Annotated in this window: 14 protein-coding genes; 4 read left to right on the top strand and 10 right to left on the bottom strand. The window is 60.8% G+C overall.

The genetic code is table 11. The annotated features are described in order from the left end of the window. Positions 1-101 precede the first annotated feature (101 nt). On the bottom strand, positions 102-398 hold the full coding sequence (locus FBZ99_RS13220; protein WP_244575268.1) for a hypothetical protein: 297 nt from the start codon (positions 396-398) through the stop codon (positions 102-104). Positions 399-423: 25 nt separating this feature from the next. Then, positions 424-3,081: a DNA mismatch repair protein MutS gene (gene mutS, locus FBZ99_RS13225; RefSeq protein WP_442966484.1), complete on the bottom strand. Its 2,658-nt coding sequence runs from the start codon at positions 3,079-3,081 to the stop codon at positions 424-426. Positions 3,082-3,278: 197 nt separating this feature from the next. Between mutS and FBZ99_RS13230 the strand changes: the two genes are divergently transcribed. Then, positions 3,279-5,567: an NADP-dependent malic enzyme gene (locus FBZ99_RS13230; RefSeq protein WP_145633520.1), complete on the top strand. Its 2,289-nt coding sequence runs from the start codon at positions 3,279-3,281 to the stop codon at positions 5,565-5,567. A gap of 77 nt (positions 5,568-5,644) precedes the next feature. Beyond that, positions 5,645-7,054 (top strand): adenylate/guanylate cyclase domain-containing protein, encoded by a 1,410-nt coding sequence (locus tag FBZ99_RS13235; protein ID WP_113329986.1) that lies wholly within the window; start codon positions 5,645-5,647, stop codon positions 7,052-7,054. A 6-nt stretch (positions 7,055-7,060) separates the two neighbouring features. Here the strand turns inward: FBZ99_RS13235 and FBZ99_RS13240 are convergent, their stop codons facing one another. The 5 genes from FBZ99_RS13240 to FBZ99_RS13260 form a co-directional block, all read right to left on the bottom strand. Then, the gene (locus FBZ99_RS13240; RefSeq protein ID WP_113329985.1) at positions 7,061-7,939 is read right to left on the bottom strand and encodes a GNAT family N-acetyltransferase; all 879 of its coding nucleotides are present in this window, start codon (positions 7,937-7,939) and stop codon (positions 7,061-7,063) included. Positions 7,940-8,170: 231 nt separating this feature from the next. Continuing rightward, positions 8,171-10,456, bottom strand: a complete 2,286-nt coding sequence (locus FBZ99_RS13245; RefSeq protein ID WP_145633523.1) for a hybrid sensor histidine kinase/response regulator — start codon at positions 10,454-10,456, stop codon at positions 8,171-8,173. Between the two features lie 55 nt (positions 10,457-10,511). Then, positions 10,512-11,030: a signal peptidase II gene (gene lspA / locus FBZ99_RS13250; RefSeq protein ID WP_069611144.1), complete on the bottom strand. Its 519-nt coding sequence runs from the start codon at positions 11,028-11,030 to the stop codon at positions 10,512-10,514. Then, complete coding sequence (locus FBZ99_RS13255) at positions 11,027-11,887, bottom strand: TrmH family RNA methyltransferase (protein WP_113351321.1); 861 nt, start codon at positions 11,885-11,887, stop codon at positions 11,027-11,029. Before FBZ99_RS13255 ends, lspA begins: the two co-directional genes overlap by 4 nt. Then, positions 11,884-13,032 (bottom strand): class I SAM-dependent methyltransferase, encoded by a 1,149-nt coding sequence (locus FBZ99_RS13260; RefSeq protein WP_145633526.1) that lies wholly within the window; start codon positions 13,030-13,032, stop codon positions 11,884-11,886. Before FBZ99_RS13260 ends, FBZ99_RS13255 begins: the two co-directional genes overlap by 4 nt. A gap of 112 nt (positions 13,033-13,144) precedes the next feature. Here FBZ99_RS13260 and FBZ99_RS13265 point away from each other — a divergent pair, with 112 nt between their 5' ends. Further along, complete coding sequence (locus FBZ99_RS13265) at positions 13,145-13,597, top strand: SRPBCC family protein (RefSeq protein ID WP_113329981.1); 453 nt, start codon at positions 13,145-13,147, stop codon at positions 13,595-13,597. A gap of 36 nt (positions 13,598-13,633) precedes the next feature. After that, positions 13,634-14,092 carry a GNAT family N-acetyltransferase gene (locus FBZ99_RS13270; RefSeq protein WP_145633529.1) on the top strand — a complete coding sequence of 153 codons (459 nt, stop codon included), beginning with the start codon at positions 13,634-13,636 and terminating at the stop codon, positions 14,090-14,092. On the opposite strand, the gene FBZ99_RS13275 is transcribed toward FBZ99_RS13270, so the two are convergent. The 3 genes from FBZ99_RS13275 to sppA form a co-directional block, all read right to left on the bottom strand. Next, positions 14,084-14,416, bottom strand: coding sequence for a LapA family protein (locus FBZ99_RS13275; protein WP_145633532.1), 333 nt, complete (start codon positions 14,414-14,416; stop codon positions 14,084-14,086). The genes FBZ99_RS13270 and FBZ99_RS13275 overlap by 9 nt on opposite strands. A gap of 167 nt (positions 14,417-14,583) precedes the next feature. Next, positions 14,584-14,892 (bottom strand): integration host factor subunit beta, encoded by a 309-nt coding sequence (locus FBZ99_RS13280; RefSeq protein ID WP_015338608.1) that lies wholly within the window; start codon positions 14,890-14,892, stop codon positions 14,584-14,586. A gap of 26 nt (positions 14,893-14,918) precedes the next feature. Further along, a complete protein-coding gene (sppA, locus tag FBZ99_RS13285; protein WP_113390000.1) occupies positions 14,919-15,875 on the bottom strand; it encodes a signal peptide peptidase SppA in 957 nt (318 codons plus the stop codon). Positions 15,876-16,109: the final 234 nt, after the last annotated feature.

Raw genomic sequence — 16,109 nt, forward strand, 5'->3', positions numbered from 1 at the left:
AGCCAGCTGGAGCCGATCATCTCGAATCGATGATCCGTCAAGATTTCTATCGGGCCAAGGTTGACGAAGCGTGACGGCCATCGACGCAGAAATCGGCAGTTTTAGGGCCTTGCCGGCTCAAGTGCCCGTCTGAGCTCGTTCAAACTATATAGTATGTTTCGCGATTGAGCGCCGATCTGCGTCACCATTTCGCGCTCGCATTCCCAATAACCGGCCTTGGCGATCTTGGAGCAGATATCGGAAATGCGGCTGCAGGACAGCGTGATATCGAGCAGGCCCCGATCGGATTCACAGTCCGGGGCTTCGCCCTCGCCGCAGATCTTGCCGCGCGCGGCGATCGGAGAGAAGCGCTCACCCAGAATGCGGACTTCGGCGAGAAGAACTTCGAGATACATCATATTGCCTTTGGAATATCGCCTGCGGTCAACTGGTCTTGGTAAGCGTTTTCTTCAGTTCATAGAGTACATCCAGGGCGGCTCGCGGCGTCAGATCGTCAAGATCGAGCGTTTTCAGCCGTTCCTCAACCTTGGACGGCTCGCGCCGGCCAACGGCTTCCTCCCGGCGGACGGCCACCTGGAAGAGGGGGAGATCATCAATGAGCTGGCTTGCCGGATTCTTGCGGTCGGCATCTTCAAGCCGCGTCAGGACATCGCGGGCGCGCGCCACAACGGAAGCCGGCAGACCGGCGAGTCGCGCCACCTGGATACCGTAGGAGCGATCGGCAGCCCCCGGCCCAACCTCGTGCAGGAAGATGACATCGCCATCCCATTCCTTGACGCGCATGGTGGCATTGGAAAGCCGGCCGAGCTTTTCCGAGAGCACGGTCAGCTCGTGGAAATGCGTGGCGAACAGACCGCGGCATCGGTTGGCTTCATGCAGATGCTCGACGGCTGCCCATGCGATCGAAAGACCGTCGAAGGTCGCGGTGCCACGACCGATCTCGTCGAGGATGACGAGGGAGCGTTCCGTTGCCTGGTTGAGGATCGCCGCCGTCTCGACCATCTCGACCATGAAGGTCGAGCGGCCACGGGCAAGATCATCGGAAGCGCCGACGCGCGAGAAGAGCCGGTCGACGATACCGATATGGGCCGAAGCGGCGGGCACGAAGGAGCCCATCTGCGCTAGAATAGCGATCAAAGCATTCTGGCGCAGGAAGGTGGATTTACCGCCCATGTTCGGGCCGGTCAGGAGCCAGATCGCGCCATCCTTGCCGTCGGCTTTCGGCGAAAGATCGCAATTGTTGGCGACGAACGGACCGCCGGCCTGACGGCGCAGCGCCTGTTCGACGACTGGATGACGGCCGCCTTCGATCGCGAACATGCGGCTGCCGTCGACGACGGGCCGGCAATAGGCCTGCTCCTCGGCAAGCAGTGCAAGCCCCGCCGCGACATCGATCACCGACAACGCGCGGGCGCCGGTCTTGATCGCCTCGGCAGCAGCCACAACGGCCGCAACCATGCGGTCGAAGGCCTCGAGTTCGATCGCCAGCGCCTTGTCGGCGGCATTGGCAATGCGGCTTTCAAGATCGGCAAGTTCTGTAGTGGTGAAGCGCATGGCATTCGCCATGGTCTGGCGATGGATGAAGCGCGCCTTGGCTTCGCTGGTGTCCGTCATCGGACCGGCATTGCCGGCGGTGACCTCGATAAAGTAGCCGAGCACATTATTGTGCTTGATCTTCAGCGACTTGATGCCGGTTTCCTCGGCATATTGCAGCTGCAGGCCGGCGATGACGCGGCGCGACTGGTCGCGCAGTGCCCGCACTTCATCCAGCTCGGCATTCGCCCCTTCCCGCAGGAAACCTCCGTCGCGCTTCAGCAGGGGCAGCTCGTCGGCAAGATTCGCCGCAAGCATGGCTTCGAGATCAGCCGGTAAAGCTTTCAGTCCGTCCAGTGCGGCGGCAAGCTCTTCCGGCAGCAAGGCGCCATCGAGAAGCCGGGCAAGATCGGCCGCCGCCGCCAGCCCCTGACGGATCGCCCAGAGATCGCGCGGACCACCACGATCGAGCGCAAGGCGCGACAGGGCACGCGGCATGTCAGGCACATGCTTCAATGCCGAACGCAGATCGCTGCAGAGCGACGGCTCCTCGGTCAGAAAGCCGATCGAATCCAACCTTTCGTTGATACGGGCAGGGTCGGTCAGCGGCGACATCAGCCGCTCGGCAAGAAGGCGGGCACCGCCGCCGGTCACGGTACGGTCGATCGCCTTCAGCAGCGAACCGTTGCGATCGCCGGAGAGCGTGCGAACCAGTTCGAGATTGGCGCGCGTGGCGGGATCGATGAAAAGTGTCGAGGCGCCGCTTTCGCGCTCCGGCAATCCCAGCGGGGGCCGCTCGGCGAGCTGGGTTTTTTCGACATAGGCAATTGCAGCCGCAGCCGCAGCCAATTCGGCGCGGCTGAACGTGCCAAAACCATCGAGTGTCGACACGCCGAAGTAACGCGTGATCCGTCCCTCGGCGCTGGCGCTGTCGAAGAGCACCGCCGGCTGCGGAACAGCGGTCCGGCCGAGGATATCGAAAACGGGCTTCAGCTCCGGATCATGAAACATCGTATCCGGCAGGATCAGTTCTCTCGGATCGATGCGCAGGATATCGGCGAGCAGCCGCGACGTCTCCGTTTCTGCAAGACGGAAGACGCCTGTCGAAATATCGATCCAGGCAAGCGCCAGCTGCGGCTCGACGCCACCGCGAATACGGGTGAGCGCCATCAGATAATTGGATTCCGAGGGCGAAAGCAGCTTTTCTTCGGTGATCGTACCCGGCGTCACCAGGCGCACGACATCGCGCCGCACCACCGATTTGCCGCCGCGCTTTTTCGCTTCGGCAGGATCCTCCACCTGCTCGCATACAGCAACGCGAAAGCCGAGACCGATCAGTTTCTGCAGATAATCATCGGCAGCGTGAACCGGAACGCCGCACATCGGGATGTCCTGCCCCATGTGCTGGCCGCGCTTCGTCAGCGTGATGCCGAGCGCACGCGACGCATCGATGGCGTCTTCGAAGAACAGTTCGTAGAAGTCGCCCATGCGATAGAACAGCAGCGAACCGGGATTGTTCGCCTTGATCTCGATATATTGCTCCATCATCGGAGTGGCCGAGGCACGGCTTTCCTCCGAGGCAAGCTCGGCGGCCGAGAAAGCATCGATGCTGGCGTTAATACGTTCGTTCACGGAGGTGCAGTTTTTCCAAAAAAATGAGGTGCCACCCTATCCGCGCGCCGCTATAGAAGACAACAGCTATCGGACAAGAGGGACCGGTCGCCCACAGGAGGTTTGGAGGAACAATGGCTGACAGCAAGAGCAAGTCGCGTCCGGGAACGGGGATCACCGATCAGGAAGCACTGGACTTCCACAAGAACGGACGCCCCGGCAAGCTTGAGATCAATCCGACCAAGCCGATGGCGACACAACGCGATCTTTCCCTTGCTTATTCGCCCGGTGTCGCCGTTCCCGTAAAGGCGATCGCTGCAGATCCGGCCACCGCCTACGACTATACTTCGCGCGGCAACATGGTCGCCGTCATTTCGAACGGCACAGCTATTCTCGGCCTCGGCAATCTCGGCGCACTCGCCTCCAAGCCGGTCATGGAAGGCAAATCGGTGCTGTTCAAGCGCTTCGCCGACGTCGATTCAATCGATCTCGAGATCGACACCGAGAATGTCGACGAATTCATCAATTGCGTACGCTATCTCGGCCCATCCTTCGGTGGCATTAATCTCGAGGACATCAAGGCGCCGGACTGCTTCATCATCGAGCAGCGGCTGCGCGAGCTCATGGATATCCCCGTGTTCCATGACGACCAGCACGGCACCGCCATCATCGCCGCTGCCGGCCTCATCAACGCGCTGGAGCTGACCGGCCGCGACCTGAAGACCACCAAGCTCGTCTGCAACGGCGCCGGCGCTGCCGCCATCGCCTGCATCGAGCTGATCAAGTCGATGGGCTTCGCCCCGGACAACATCGTCCTTTGCGACACCAAGGGCGTGATCTACCAGGGTCGCAGCGAAGGCATGAACCAGTGGAAGTCGGCACACGCCGTCAAGACCGACAAGCGCACGCTAGCGGAAGCAATGAAGGGCGCCGGCGTCGTGTTCGGCCTCTCGCAGAAGGGCGCCTTTTCCGAGGATATGATCCGTTCTATGGCCGACCGGCCGATCATTTTCGCCATGGCCAATCCGGATCCGGAAATCACGCCGGAAGAAGTCGCCCGCATCCGCGACGACGCCATCATGGCGACGGGGCGCTCGGACTATCCGAACCAGGTCAACAATGTCCTCGGCTTCCCCTATATCTTCCGCGGCGCCCTCGACGTGCGCGCCACCACCATCAACGACGAGATGAAGATCGCCGCCGTCAACGCGCTGGCGAGCCTTGCGCGCGAAGACGTGCCTGACGATGTCGTGGCAGCCTATCAGGGCGCGCGGCCGCGCTTCGGCGCGCAGTACATCATCCCTGTGCCCTTCGATCCGCGGCTCATCTCGGCAATCCCGGTGGCTGTCGCAAAAGCCGCGATCGAGAGCGGCGTCGCGCGCCGCGAAATTGCCGACATGGCCGCTTATGCGCGCGAACTCTCTGCCCGGCGGGATCCGATTGCTTCGACACTGGCGCAGCTATACGAGCGTGTCCGCCGGCACCAGAAGCGCATCGTCTTTGCCGAAGCGGAAGAAGAGCAGGTCATGCGCGCCGCCCTCTCCTACGTCAATCAGGGGCTCGGCACGGCGATCCTGCTCGGCCGCGAGGATCTGATCCAGGCAACCGCCGAGCGCGCCGGCATCGATCTCAACCGCCCAGGCCTCGAGATCGTCAATGCCCGCATCTCGAAGCGCGGTGATGCCTATATCGATTATCTCTATGCCCGGCTGCAGCGCCAGGGCTACCTGCATCGTGACGTGACGCGCCTGATCCACAACGACCGCAATCATTTTGCCGCGTGCATGGTCGCACTGGGCGATGCCGACGGCATGGTGACGGGCGTGACGCGCAACTATTCGACTGCGCTCGGCGATGTACGCCGCTGCATCGACGCCAAACCGGGACACCGGGTCATCGGCATATCGATCGTGCTTGCCCGCGGCCGAACCGTCTTCGTTGCCGATACCGCCGTGCATGACATGCCGACCTCCGAAGAACTGGCCGATATCGCCGAGGAAGCTGCCGGCTTCGCCCGGCGCATGGGCTATGAGCCGCGCGTCGCCATGCTCGCTTATTCCACCTTCGGCCATCCCCCAGGCGAACGCTCCGAGCGGGTGCGTGAAGCGGTTAATATTCTCGACAAGCGATACGTCAATTTTGAATTCGACGGCGAAATGGCGGCGGATGTGGCGCTGGACCGCAAGCTCATGGAAAACCTCTATCCCTTCTCGCGACTTTCCGGACCGGCAAACGTGCTTGTCATGCCCGCCTTCCACTCTGCGGCGATCTCCACCAAGATGCTGCAGGAGCTCGGCGGCTCGACGGTCATCGGGCCGCTGCTCGTAGGTCTCGACAAGCCGGTGCAGATCACATCGATGGGCGCCAAGGATTCCGATATCGTCAACATGGCCGCCATCGCGGCTTATGGCGCGGGCTCGTAACCACTACCCCATAAGACTGAGCCGGCGACCCAACAAAGGTGATGGGCTGCCGTATCAATTCGGTGTAAAATAGGGGGATGAGTGAAGCTCAGGTCCTGTTCGGAGTGCTGCGCCATTCAGCGCAGCCTGACATTGTCGATGCTATCGAGCGGCTCGTTCTTGAGGCACCCGACCGCAAGCTCAACCGTGTGAATGCGCTCGCCTTTGCGGCAGGCCACGGCTTCGATGAAGAACAGGCCGTCAATGCCTTTCTGCACGCCTCGCGCCTCGGCCTGTTCGAGATGTCGTGGAATGTTCTTTGCCCCGGCTGCGGCGGAGTGTTGGATGCTAATACTTCACTCAAAACTGTGCAGAGCGATACCTATAACTGCACGCTTTGCGCCGCCGGATACGAGCCGACGCTCGACGAGATGGTCGAAGTCACCTTCACCGTCAGTCCACGCGTGCGCCACATAGAAGCGCACAATCCGCACGATCTGCCGCCGCTCGAATATTTCCGCCAGATTTATTGGGGCTCAGGCATCGACCTTCCCGACGAGGGTTACGAAGAAAAAGTCGATCAGTTCGTTTTGGAATCCCTGGAACTGCCGCCGGGCGAGAAAGCGGTCATATCGCTTCAATTGCCGGCGGAATTCACCATCATCTTCGAGCCGGTCACGCATGCGGCGCAATTCCTCGACGTGAAGGGAGAACCATCGAAGGAGCGGCAGGCTCTCTCGCTCGTTTTCGATCGCATGCATCGCCATAGCGAGGCCATAGAATTGCGGCCCGGCCCGCTACGCGTCCAGATGGAGAACCACACGGACCTTCGCGTGCTGCCATCGATCTGCGTGGCCAACGACGCTCTTCACACGCTGCTTGGACAACGCCGGCCATTTCTGACCGCCAAGCGCCTGCTTTCCAACCAGACCTTCCGTGACATCTATCGGACGGACACGATTGACATCGATCAGCGGCTGAAGATCACCAGCCTCACCTTTCTGTTCACCGACCTGCGCGGTTCGACGGAATTATACGAAAGGGTTGGCGATCTTGCGGCCTTCGATCTGGTCAAAACGCATTTCGGCATCCTGCATGAGATCGTGGCGGCAGAGGCGGGCGCGGTCGTCAAGACAATCGGCGATGCGGTCATGGCGACCTTCCCGACCCCGGACCGGGCGCTCACTGCGGCGATGCGGATGCGAGAGGCCATGCTCAGCCTCAACGAAGAGCGCGGCAATGATGATCTTCTTCTGAAAATCGGCATCCATGAGGGGCCGTGCATCGCCGTGAGCCTGAACGAACGACAGGATTATTTCGGGCAGACGGTCAATATCGCATCCCGCGTCCAGCACCTCGCCACATCACGCGAGATCTTTGCCACCAGCTCGGTGCTCGATCATCCTCGCGCTGCCGAACTGATGACAAGGCGCGGCCTCACGCCGCAATCGCATCATGTCGCGCTGCGCGGCATCACGGATGCGATCGATATTTTCGCGATCCCTTGATAGTCCTCAGCTGGCGAAGCGACCGGCATCCGCGCCGTAATAATTCACGTAGCGGTTGGAAATGCTGGCGATCGGCAGGACGATCAGAACGTCTGTCGTGTTGAAAGCTTGATCGACCACGGCGGTCGAGCCGACCATGGCGCCGAGACGCAGATAGCCCTTGATCAAGGGCGGCAGCGACATCAGCGCCTTCTTCGGATTGACGGCCTCGACCGGCATCAGATCCATGTTGCGTGCCAGCGATGGCAGCGCGCCAACGGCCCATTCGTCCTTGGCGAGAACATTGTGATAGAGGAAGGAAAGCGCCAGCGCATGCTGCTCCGGCAGAATGCCCGGGAAGGATGCGCAACCGAACATGGCACCCATGCCATGCTTCAGCGCATAGGCCCAATTGCCCTGCCAGAGCAGTTCCACCGTACGCTTGTTGCGGTAATCCGGCAGCACGCAGGAACGGCCGAGCTCCATGAAGCGCTTATCGGGATGACGGGCGAGCAGCGCATCGATGTCGAATTCCGATGAGGAATAGAAGCCGCCATTGGCCATGGCCACTTCCTGGCGCAGCAGGCGATAGGTGCCGACGATCTGGTCTTCCGGATCGCCCTCAAGCGAGCGGTCCAGCACCAGAAGATGGTCGCAAATGTCGTCCCAGCTGTCGACATCACGCTGACGACGCATGGCGTCAGCCGGCAGTTGCGCGTTCATCTCCTCGACGAAAACGCGGTAGCGGACGGCCTGAGCGGCATCGATTTCGCGCGCCGTGCGGGCAAGGCGCGTTTCGAGATTTCCGATGCGTCCGAGCACATCGCTGGCAACTGGCTCAACCGTTGCCTTTGAAGACTGAACCATTTCGCCCTGAGCTTCGCGATTCAAAATTTCGATGGACATGGCGATTCTCCCCCTGCGGGCCGATATAGCGCCATAAACCAAATTCGTGCGACAGGAAAGTGACACGCAGCTTGGCTAAAAGCAAGAACCGTGCCCGTTGCAATTTTTCGAATGGACGCGCCATCCCCAACTTAGCGAGGACGATTGCCATAAGTTGAGCCATGTCAACCGCCGCTATCAAGCATTGATGAGCCGGCTTTGCAATTTTCATCCGCAGATAGCCGATGATTTCTAGGCGCGTTCGAAGACCGATCTCGACAGGCCGCGTAGCGCGGCCGTCAGCTTTTCGGGATCGACCGGCTTGACGATGACGGCATCGGCTCCGGCCAGCAGTGCCTGGCGACGGATCGAATCGCGGCTGTCCGCGGTCAGCACTATGATCGGAAGCGGCGGCAGGCCATGCCTGCGTTCATGAGCGCGCAATTGCGCAAGCACAGCCGCGCCCGTACCGCCCGGCATGTTGAAATCCGTCACCAGCACCTCCGGTCGCGCTTCGCCGTCTTCGGTGCGGGCTCGAAGACCGTCGAAATCCTCGACGAGGCGAACCCTGTGGCCAGCCTTGGAGAGCATGGCCCGAACCAGCATCGCATTGACCGGATCATCCTCACCCAGCAGAATATCGAGCGCGCGGTCTTCCGACTCTGGTGTCGTTATGCCGATCTCGGAGACTGCCTCGATCAAGGCTTCGCGCTTTTCCATGCCGCGCATGCGGCCTCTCAGCACATCGATCAGCGACTGTTCGCGCAGCGGCCGGATGAGCCAGGCGTCGAAAAGATCGAGCGGATGGGTGTTGCGCTCCTCGGGATTGACCAGGAAGATCTTGCGCAGCCTCGGCACCGCAAGCGCATTTCCCTCGCTGAAGTACCAGGGCGCCATGCGATGGTCGACGATGAGATCCGTCCAGACCCCGCCCTCGCCCATCGGAAACGAAGGCAGCAGGTCATCCATGTCGCCCGGGCCGATCAGCCGGCAATGGCCGCCAAGGGTCTGGATGGTTCGCATGATGGCCGTGCTTGCCGCCCCTTGGGGAGCCAGCAGCAGGATACGAGATCCCCTAAGCATGGTATTGCGCCGATCGTATCCGTCTTCGCCGGCAATCAGGCCGACCGGGAAGGAGATGACGAATTCGCTGCCCTCGCCGCGCTCGCTGGCAACGCTGAGCCCGCCGCCGAATTCGCGCAGGATGCGGGCGGAGATTGCAAGGCCAAGGCCGGTGCCGGCGCTTCTTTCCACCGTGGTGCCGGCCTGCTCGAATTCGCCGAAGACGCGGGCCTGTTCTTCCTCGGTCATGCCGGGACCGCTATCGCGCACCGATATCGTCAAATCCGGGCCGTTGAGGTCGACACTGACAAGCACACCGCCGGTCTGGGTGAACTTCACCGCATTGCCGATGACGTTGAACAGGATCTGGCGCAGCCGGGCTGGATCGAATTCCATGCTCTCGGGAACGTCGGCCGCAACGCTCGCGGCAATTTCGATGCCCTTCTCATGGGCTCGATGCGCAAGCATCTCGATGACGCCTTCCAGCAGCGGCCGCAAAGCCTCCGTGCGCGGATGCAACTGGAAGCGACCGACTTCGATCGTGGAGAAATCAAGGAGATCTTCGACCAGCTGCACCAGCGCGTGACCCGACTGACGAATGCCCGTCAGGTAATTTGCCTGCTCCAGGGTCAGCGGCGTCTGGGCAAGCAGATGGTTCATGCCGAGAATGCCCGACAGCGGCGTGCGGATCTCATGGCTGACGGTGGCGAGCAGCCTCGATTTGGCGGCACTGTTGTATTCGGCCTTCAGCCGCGCGTCTTCGCGCAGGCGGGCTGCCTGCCGCTCCTCCGTCACGTCGCGCGCGATGCTCTGTATGCATAATTGCCCGGTCGTCGCATCGCGGAACATGACATCGTGCCAGGCGAAGATGCGCCGGCCCTCGGGTGTCGCGATTTCCGCATCCTGATGCTTCGCATCGGTGACGGCACGGAATACGAGGCCAGCTTCTTCCAGCGTCAGGCCTTCGGGGTGCGACCTTCCGGTCAATCTGCTGAAGGTGGCGTTGGCGTGCAGAATCCGGCGATCGATACTGCGCGTGACCGCGATGTCGCCAAGCGCATCGTGGACGGTGGCAAGGAGGCTGGTGCTTTCCTTGTGCTCCCATAGGCGATCGTGATCGCTCTCGCTGAAATCGGCAGCGTCAATCTCGGGCTCGCGCGCAGCGCCTCGCGTTTTGACGATGCCGACGGCTGCCAGCGCAACGGCTGCGAGGCCAAGAAAGCCTAAAAGCACCAGAGGACCTCCGGCGAAGCCGATCGCGAGAAAGGCGGCCCCGGCCACAAGACCGCCACCATTCAGCCAATGGCTTTGCAGCCACCAGGCTTGCGCAGGCGGCGCCGAGTGCCGGCCTGCCTCACGCGATACGGTCGATTTTGCAAGCGACGACTCGTCGGCGGCCGACCCATCGATCGGTCCCGTTTGATCGTGAACTGCCGCCGCGGCAAGCTTTTCCTGCAAATCTGCCAGAGTGCTCATGCAGTCTGGCTAACATGGGCATTCTTCCTGATGCCTTCAGGGATTCGCTAGAATTTTAAACTTTTGCCTTTTTGGGCATCAGAAGCTCGTCGAGAATGACGCAGCCTGCCCCGACGGTGATGAAACTGTCGGCAAGATTGAAAACCGCGAAAGACCATGTCTGCGTATGAAACAGGATATAATCGATCACGTGACCGTAGAGAAAGCGATCAAGCAGATTGCCGAGCGCGCCGGCAATGATCAGGGCAAAGCCCATATGCGCGAGCCAGCGATGATCGGGCGTGCGCCGCCAGAGCCACAGCACGAAGGCGACGATGACGAGCCGCATCCCGACGATGAACCAGCCGTCCATGCCCGAAAGCATGGAGAAGGCCACGCCTAGATTATAGGTGCGATAGAGCGCCAGCATCGGAATGACCGGCACCATCTCCTGCAGCGGCAGCCAATGATCCACCATAATCTTGATGGCCTGGTCGAGAATGACCGCAACCACGATGAAGATCAGGATCGGCAGGGGCCGTGAAAACAGGGCCGGCTTTGCAGTCGGCTGCTCATGGGTCTCGCTATCGGTCATCGGGTCTCGCTCAGGGTCAGGATATGGCGGCGTGCTTCGAACAGCATGACTGCCGTCGCGACCGCCAGATTGAGGCTATCCGCGCGGCCGGCCTGCGGGATACGGGCGAGCGCGTCGGCCTCTTTCGCCAGGGCATCCGGCAAGCCGGACTGCTCGTTACCCATCAGGATGACGACGGGCTTCTTCTTGTAATCGATGGTGCGGTAATCGACGGCGCCCGCCAGATGGGTGGCGACGACAGCGACACCGGCCGTCTTCTTCCAGATCAGAAACTCCTCCGGCGTCGCTTTAACGACAGGAACGGCAAAGACCGAGCCCATGGTGGCACGCACGGTTTCCAGCGAAAACGGATCGGTCGTTTCTCCGACGAGGATGACACCGGAAGCGCCGGCCGCATCGGCAGTGCGGATGATGGTGCCGAGATTGCCGGGATCGCGCACGCGATCGAGCGCCACCCAGGTCTCGCCCGCCTTCGGCTTGACGTCGCGAAGCGGCCGCCAGCGCTGCTCGAAGACGCCGACCACCATCTGCGGATTGTCGCGGCGTGTAATGGAGCCAATGACCTTTTCGCTGACCTCCAGCACCAGCCCGCCGGCCGCGACCGTCTTGGCGGCGACCTGTTCGACGAGAGGCTTGCCCTTGGCGGCCTTGGCGTAAACAAGCGTGCGGATCGTCCAGCCGAGCTCGAGCGCATCGATGACGAGCTTCAGTCCTTCGGCCAGGAAGGCGCCGCTTTCCTCGCGAGACTTCTTGACCGTCAGCGCCTTGATATCCTTGACGATCGGATTGGCAAGCGAGGTAACCTCTTTGACCTGTCCGACCTTGCGCGGGCCGTCACTACGAAAATCCTGGTTCATTTCGGCACCCAGCGGCTGAAGAGAGAGGTGGAAAGCGCCCTGCCCGGCGTGCGGCCATCGAGGCCGGCCTCGCGGATGACGAGTTCGCCGGATTCGACGGCGCCGCCGGCACCGCGCATCGTCTCGCGCATCAGCTCATGAATAGAATAGAAGCTGGCGCGGATGGAATAGGCCGTCAGCACCAGGCCGAGCGCCTTCGGCGACAGGATCTCGCGGCAGATATCGAGCATCAGCGGCAAGTGTTCGAACAGATGCCAGACCTCGCCATTCGGGCCGCGGCCGAACTTCGGCGGGTCGGTGAGAATGATGTCGTATTTGTTGCCGCGCCGCTCCTCGCGCAGGATGAACTTCATCGCATCCTCGCAGATCCAGCGGATCGGCAGTTTTTCCATGCGGCCCAAAGCCTGGTTTTCGCGCGCCCAGCCGATCGCCTTCTTCGAAGCGTCAACATGCGTCACTTCAGCCCCGGCAGCAGCCGCCACCAGGGAGGCGACGCCGGTGTAGCCGAATAGATTCAGGACCTTCAGTGGCCGTTGCGCCGCCTCGACCTGCTCCTTCATCCATGCCCAGTGCACGATCTGCTCCGGGAAGACGCCGACATGGCGAAATGCGGTGAAGCGACCGAGAAAATCGACACCGAGCAATTGCAGCGGCCATGTCTCGCCGAGCGCCTCGCGCGGAAAACGCCAGCGGCCCATGCCGTCCTCATCGGTATCGCCGGTGAAGATCGCATCGGCATTATCCCAGATATGCGCGGCAAGCGACGGCGGCCACAGCGCCTGTGCCTCAGGCCGGACGATGCGGTAGGGACCGTATTGCTCGAGCTTGAGGCCATTGCCGCTGTCGATCAGGTGGAAATCACCGGCACCGAGCGATTCCAGGATAACCGGCACGCGCTCCGGCGGACGCTCACCGGTTCGGGCGATCAGCGGGCGTTCCGGCGCTGCAGCGGCAGGTGCTGCAGAACGCGACTCGGCAACATTCCCGCCATGATAGCGCGGAGGCTTGGCATCACGCAAAGGCTTGGCTGGCCTTGAAGCATGCGCGGGCTTTGCCGGCGGCTTGCCGGGCATGTCACGCCGGGGTCTCGCCCCAAGGCCGCCCGTATTTTTCTGGCCGGGCCGGCTTTCCCTATGTTTCACCATGCTTGTCTCAAAATTGATATGTGCGTGCAAATAGCATCTGGCCGCCACTTGGCAAAGCGCTTTCCGATCTGCGATGATCCATGCACAAAATGTCACATTGGGAGGATTGTGCATGGACATGACCGGTGAGGAACGGATCGCAGCACCCAGAGACGCCGTTTGGGCTGCGCTGAACAATTCCGAAATCCTCAAACAATGCATTCCCGGCTGTCAAAGCCTCGACTGGGTCTCCCCGACGGAGCTGACGGCAACCGTCAAGCTGAAGATCGGCCCCGTTTCGGCTTCCTTCAACGGCGAGGTCAAGCTTTCCAACATCAATGCGCCGGAAAGCTATACGATCTCGGGAGAAGGAAAGGGCGGCATTGCCGGCTTTGCCAAGGGCGGCGCGGACGTCATACTCAAGGAAGACGGCAACGAGACCATCCTGCAATATGAGGCGAAGGCGCAGGTCGGCGGCAAGATCGCGCAGCTTGGCTCCCGCCTGGTCGATTCCAGCGCCAAGAAGCTGGCGCAGCAGTTTTTTGCCGATTTCACCGCTGCCATCAACGGCCAGGCGAGCGCCTGATTGCCAGCGGAATATTTCGGCCCCATATAGTCGATCATGACATCGAAATTCGAGACCTGGGCCGTCCGGCCTGCACGCGAACAGGACATGCAGCAGCTTGCGGAGATCTATCTCCGTGTCCGTCGCGAAACGTTCCTATGGGTCGATCCCGGGCATTTCGCCCTTGAAGATTTTGCCATTCATACCAATGGCGAACGCCTGTTCGTCTGCGAGGACGGGCATGGTGTAATTGCCGGCTTTGCCGCAGTCTGGGAGCCGGATGACTTCATCCATATGCTTTACGTTCTGCCGGCCTTCCAGGGCCGCGGCGTCGGCAAGGCACTACTTGCCGGCCTGCCGGATTGGCCTCGGCGTCGCTATCGGCTGAAATGCCTGGTCAAAAACATCCGCGCCATGGCCTTTTATAGGAGGCTCGGCTTCGAGATCGTCGGCGACGGCGCCTCGCCGGAGGGCGACTATAAAGAGATGCGGCTCGCCGACTTCACGTCACTTTGACGGCAGCTGCCCGGCGATTTCTTCGGCACGCGTGCGATGCTTATCGGCTTCGGCCTGCCAGCGCACCGCTTCCCGCGATTGATTGCGGGCACGTTTACGATGCTTTCCCTGATTGAACCAGGTGACCGCGGCCCCGACGATCATACCGAGGATCAGCGCCGCAAATAGCAAAACGAACAGCGGCGCATTCAGCGACAGCACCTGATCTTCCGGTCGGAACGGATTGAGGGCCAATGTCACGGATTGCCTGTTGGCGACGCAGAATATGATGAGGATGATGCCGAGCGGCAGCAATATCAGCAGATTGACGATCTTCTTGGCCATTGCGCAGCTCCTTTGTCCGCGGCCATGGATGTCCCGCACCCAAGCCGCCTTCAGCCGCAGAATAGAAAAGAGACGGCTGAATTCAAGTGCCACCGCGTCGCGGCACAATCATGTCCGACAACTATTTCCGTCGGCGCATTTGGGGAAACTCGACCGGACTGGCCCGATCAGTTGTCGTCTTCCTCGTCGTCGCCGGCGCCCGGATTCAAGCGCTCGCGCAATTCCTTGCCGGTCTTGAAGAAGGGAACCCATTTTTCTTCGACGAAGACCGTATCGCCGGTGCGCGGGTTGCGACCGGAGCGCGAAGGCCGGTTCTTGACGGAAAAAGCACCGAAGCCGCGAAGCTCAACCCGGTTTCCCGCTGCGAGCGCATCGGTGATCTCATCCAAGACAGCATTGACGATATTTTCGACGTCGCGGTGATAGAGATGCGGGTTGCGGGCGGCAACGATCTGCACCAGTTCCGACTTGATCACAGCTATCCCCTTAAATCATTGATTTATCAATTGGCTGCACCCTGCCAAACAGAAAGCAGGCCGTCAAGAAACAACTTATCGGTCATGATTTTCTGGAGACTCTCTCCTTTAATAAAATCATCATAACCGAGACGATTTAGCAACCAGGAAGCGGCACCTGGCCAAAAGAAGGACGAAGTTTTGTCTTCCGGCTTCCAATCGACGATGGGCAGACCCTTCTTGACCTTGCGCGTTTCGAGATAGGCGAGGATTTCGTCCTCGCCGCCGAGTGTGTCAATCAGCTTGTTCTGAAGCGCCTGGCGGCCGGTGAAGATGCTGCCGTCGGCAAGCTTCAGCACTTCGTCGCGCGACAGCTTGCGGCGATCCGCCACCAGATCGACGAACCAGCCATAGCTATCCATGACCATGTTGCGGATCATGTTCTTGGCGTCTTCGCTGGCAGGATGGAAGGGCGACGGTTCGGCCTTCAGCGGTGCCGACTTGATCTCATCGAGCGAAACGCCGACCTTGTCGAGCAGGTCCTTGACCTGCGGATACTGGAAGATGACGCCGATCGACCCGGTGATGGAGGTATCGCCCGCAACGATATCATCGCCGGCTGTCGCTATCATGTAGCCGGCAGAAGCTGCGACGGTGCGGATGTCCGATACCACCGGCTTCTTGGCGGCGACGGCGCGGATTGCCTTGAAGATGCGTTCGCCGCCATAGGTCGTTCCGCCAGTCGAAGAGATCGACACGATCAGCGCCTTGACCTGATCATTGTCGCGGATCTTCTTCAGCCGCTCCAGCAGCTCCGGATCATCCTGAATGAGCCCGGAAATCTTGACGCGGGCGATCTGCGGGCCCCGCGCATCCGGCAGGTCGGCCGAAACAAAGCGATAAAGCGCAAAACCCAATGCCACAAGGAGCAAAACGGCAACAATGCGCCAGAAACCAACCTTGCGGCGCAATTGTCGCCGATCCGCGATTGCAGAACTGTCCATCACGCCTTATTTCTCCCTGCAACAAATTGAAAGCGCCACAAACCGGATGTATGACACCTTGAAACGGGCACAATCCTTAGAGAAAAGCGTTTCCCGTTTTCGATGTCGTCGACGGACGCCGCTCTGCTGGTTCATGAGATAGGACATCGCCCGACCTGATGAAACCGGCTTATGGTATATTTTTCTGCTAAAATTCGCCCACAGCAGGAAAAAATCCATATTGGCAAGCCAGTG

This window comes from Rhizobium sp. ERR 1071, from assembly GCF_007828675.1.
Lineage (GTDB): Bacteria > Pseudomonadota > Alphaproteobacteria > Rhizobiales > Rhizobiaceae > Rhizobium > Rhizobium dioscoreae.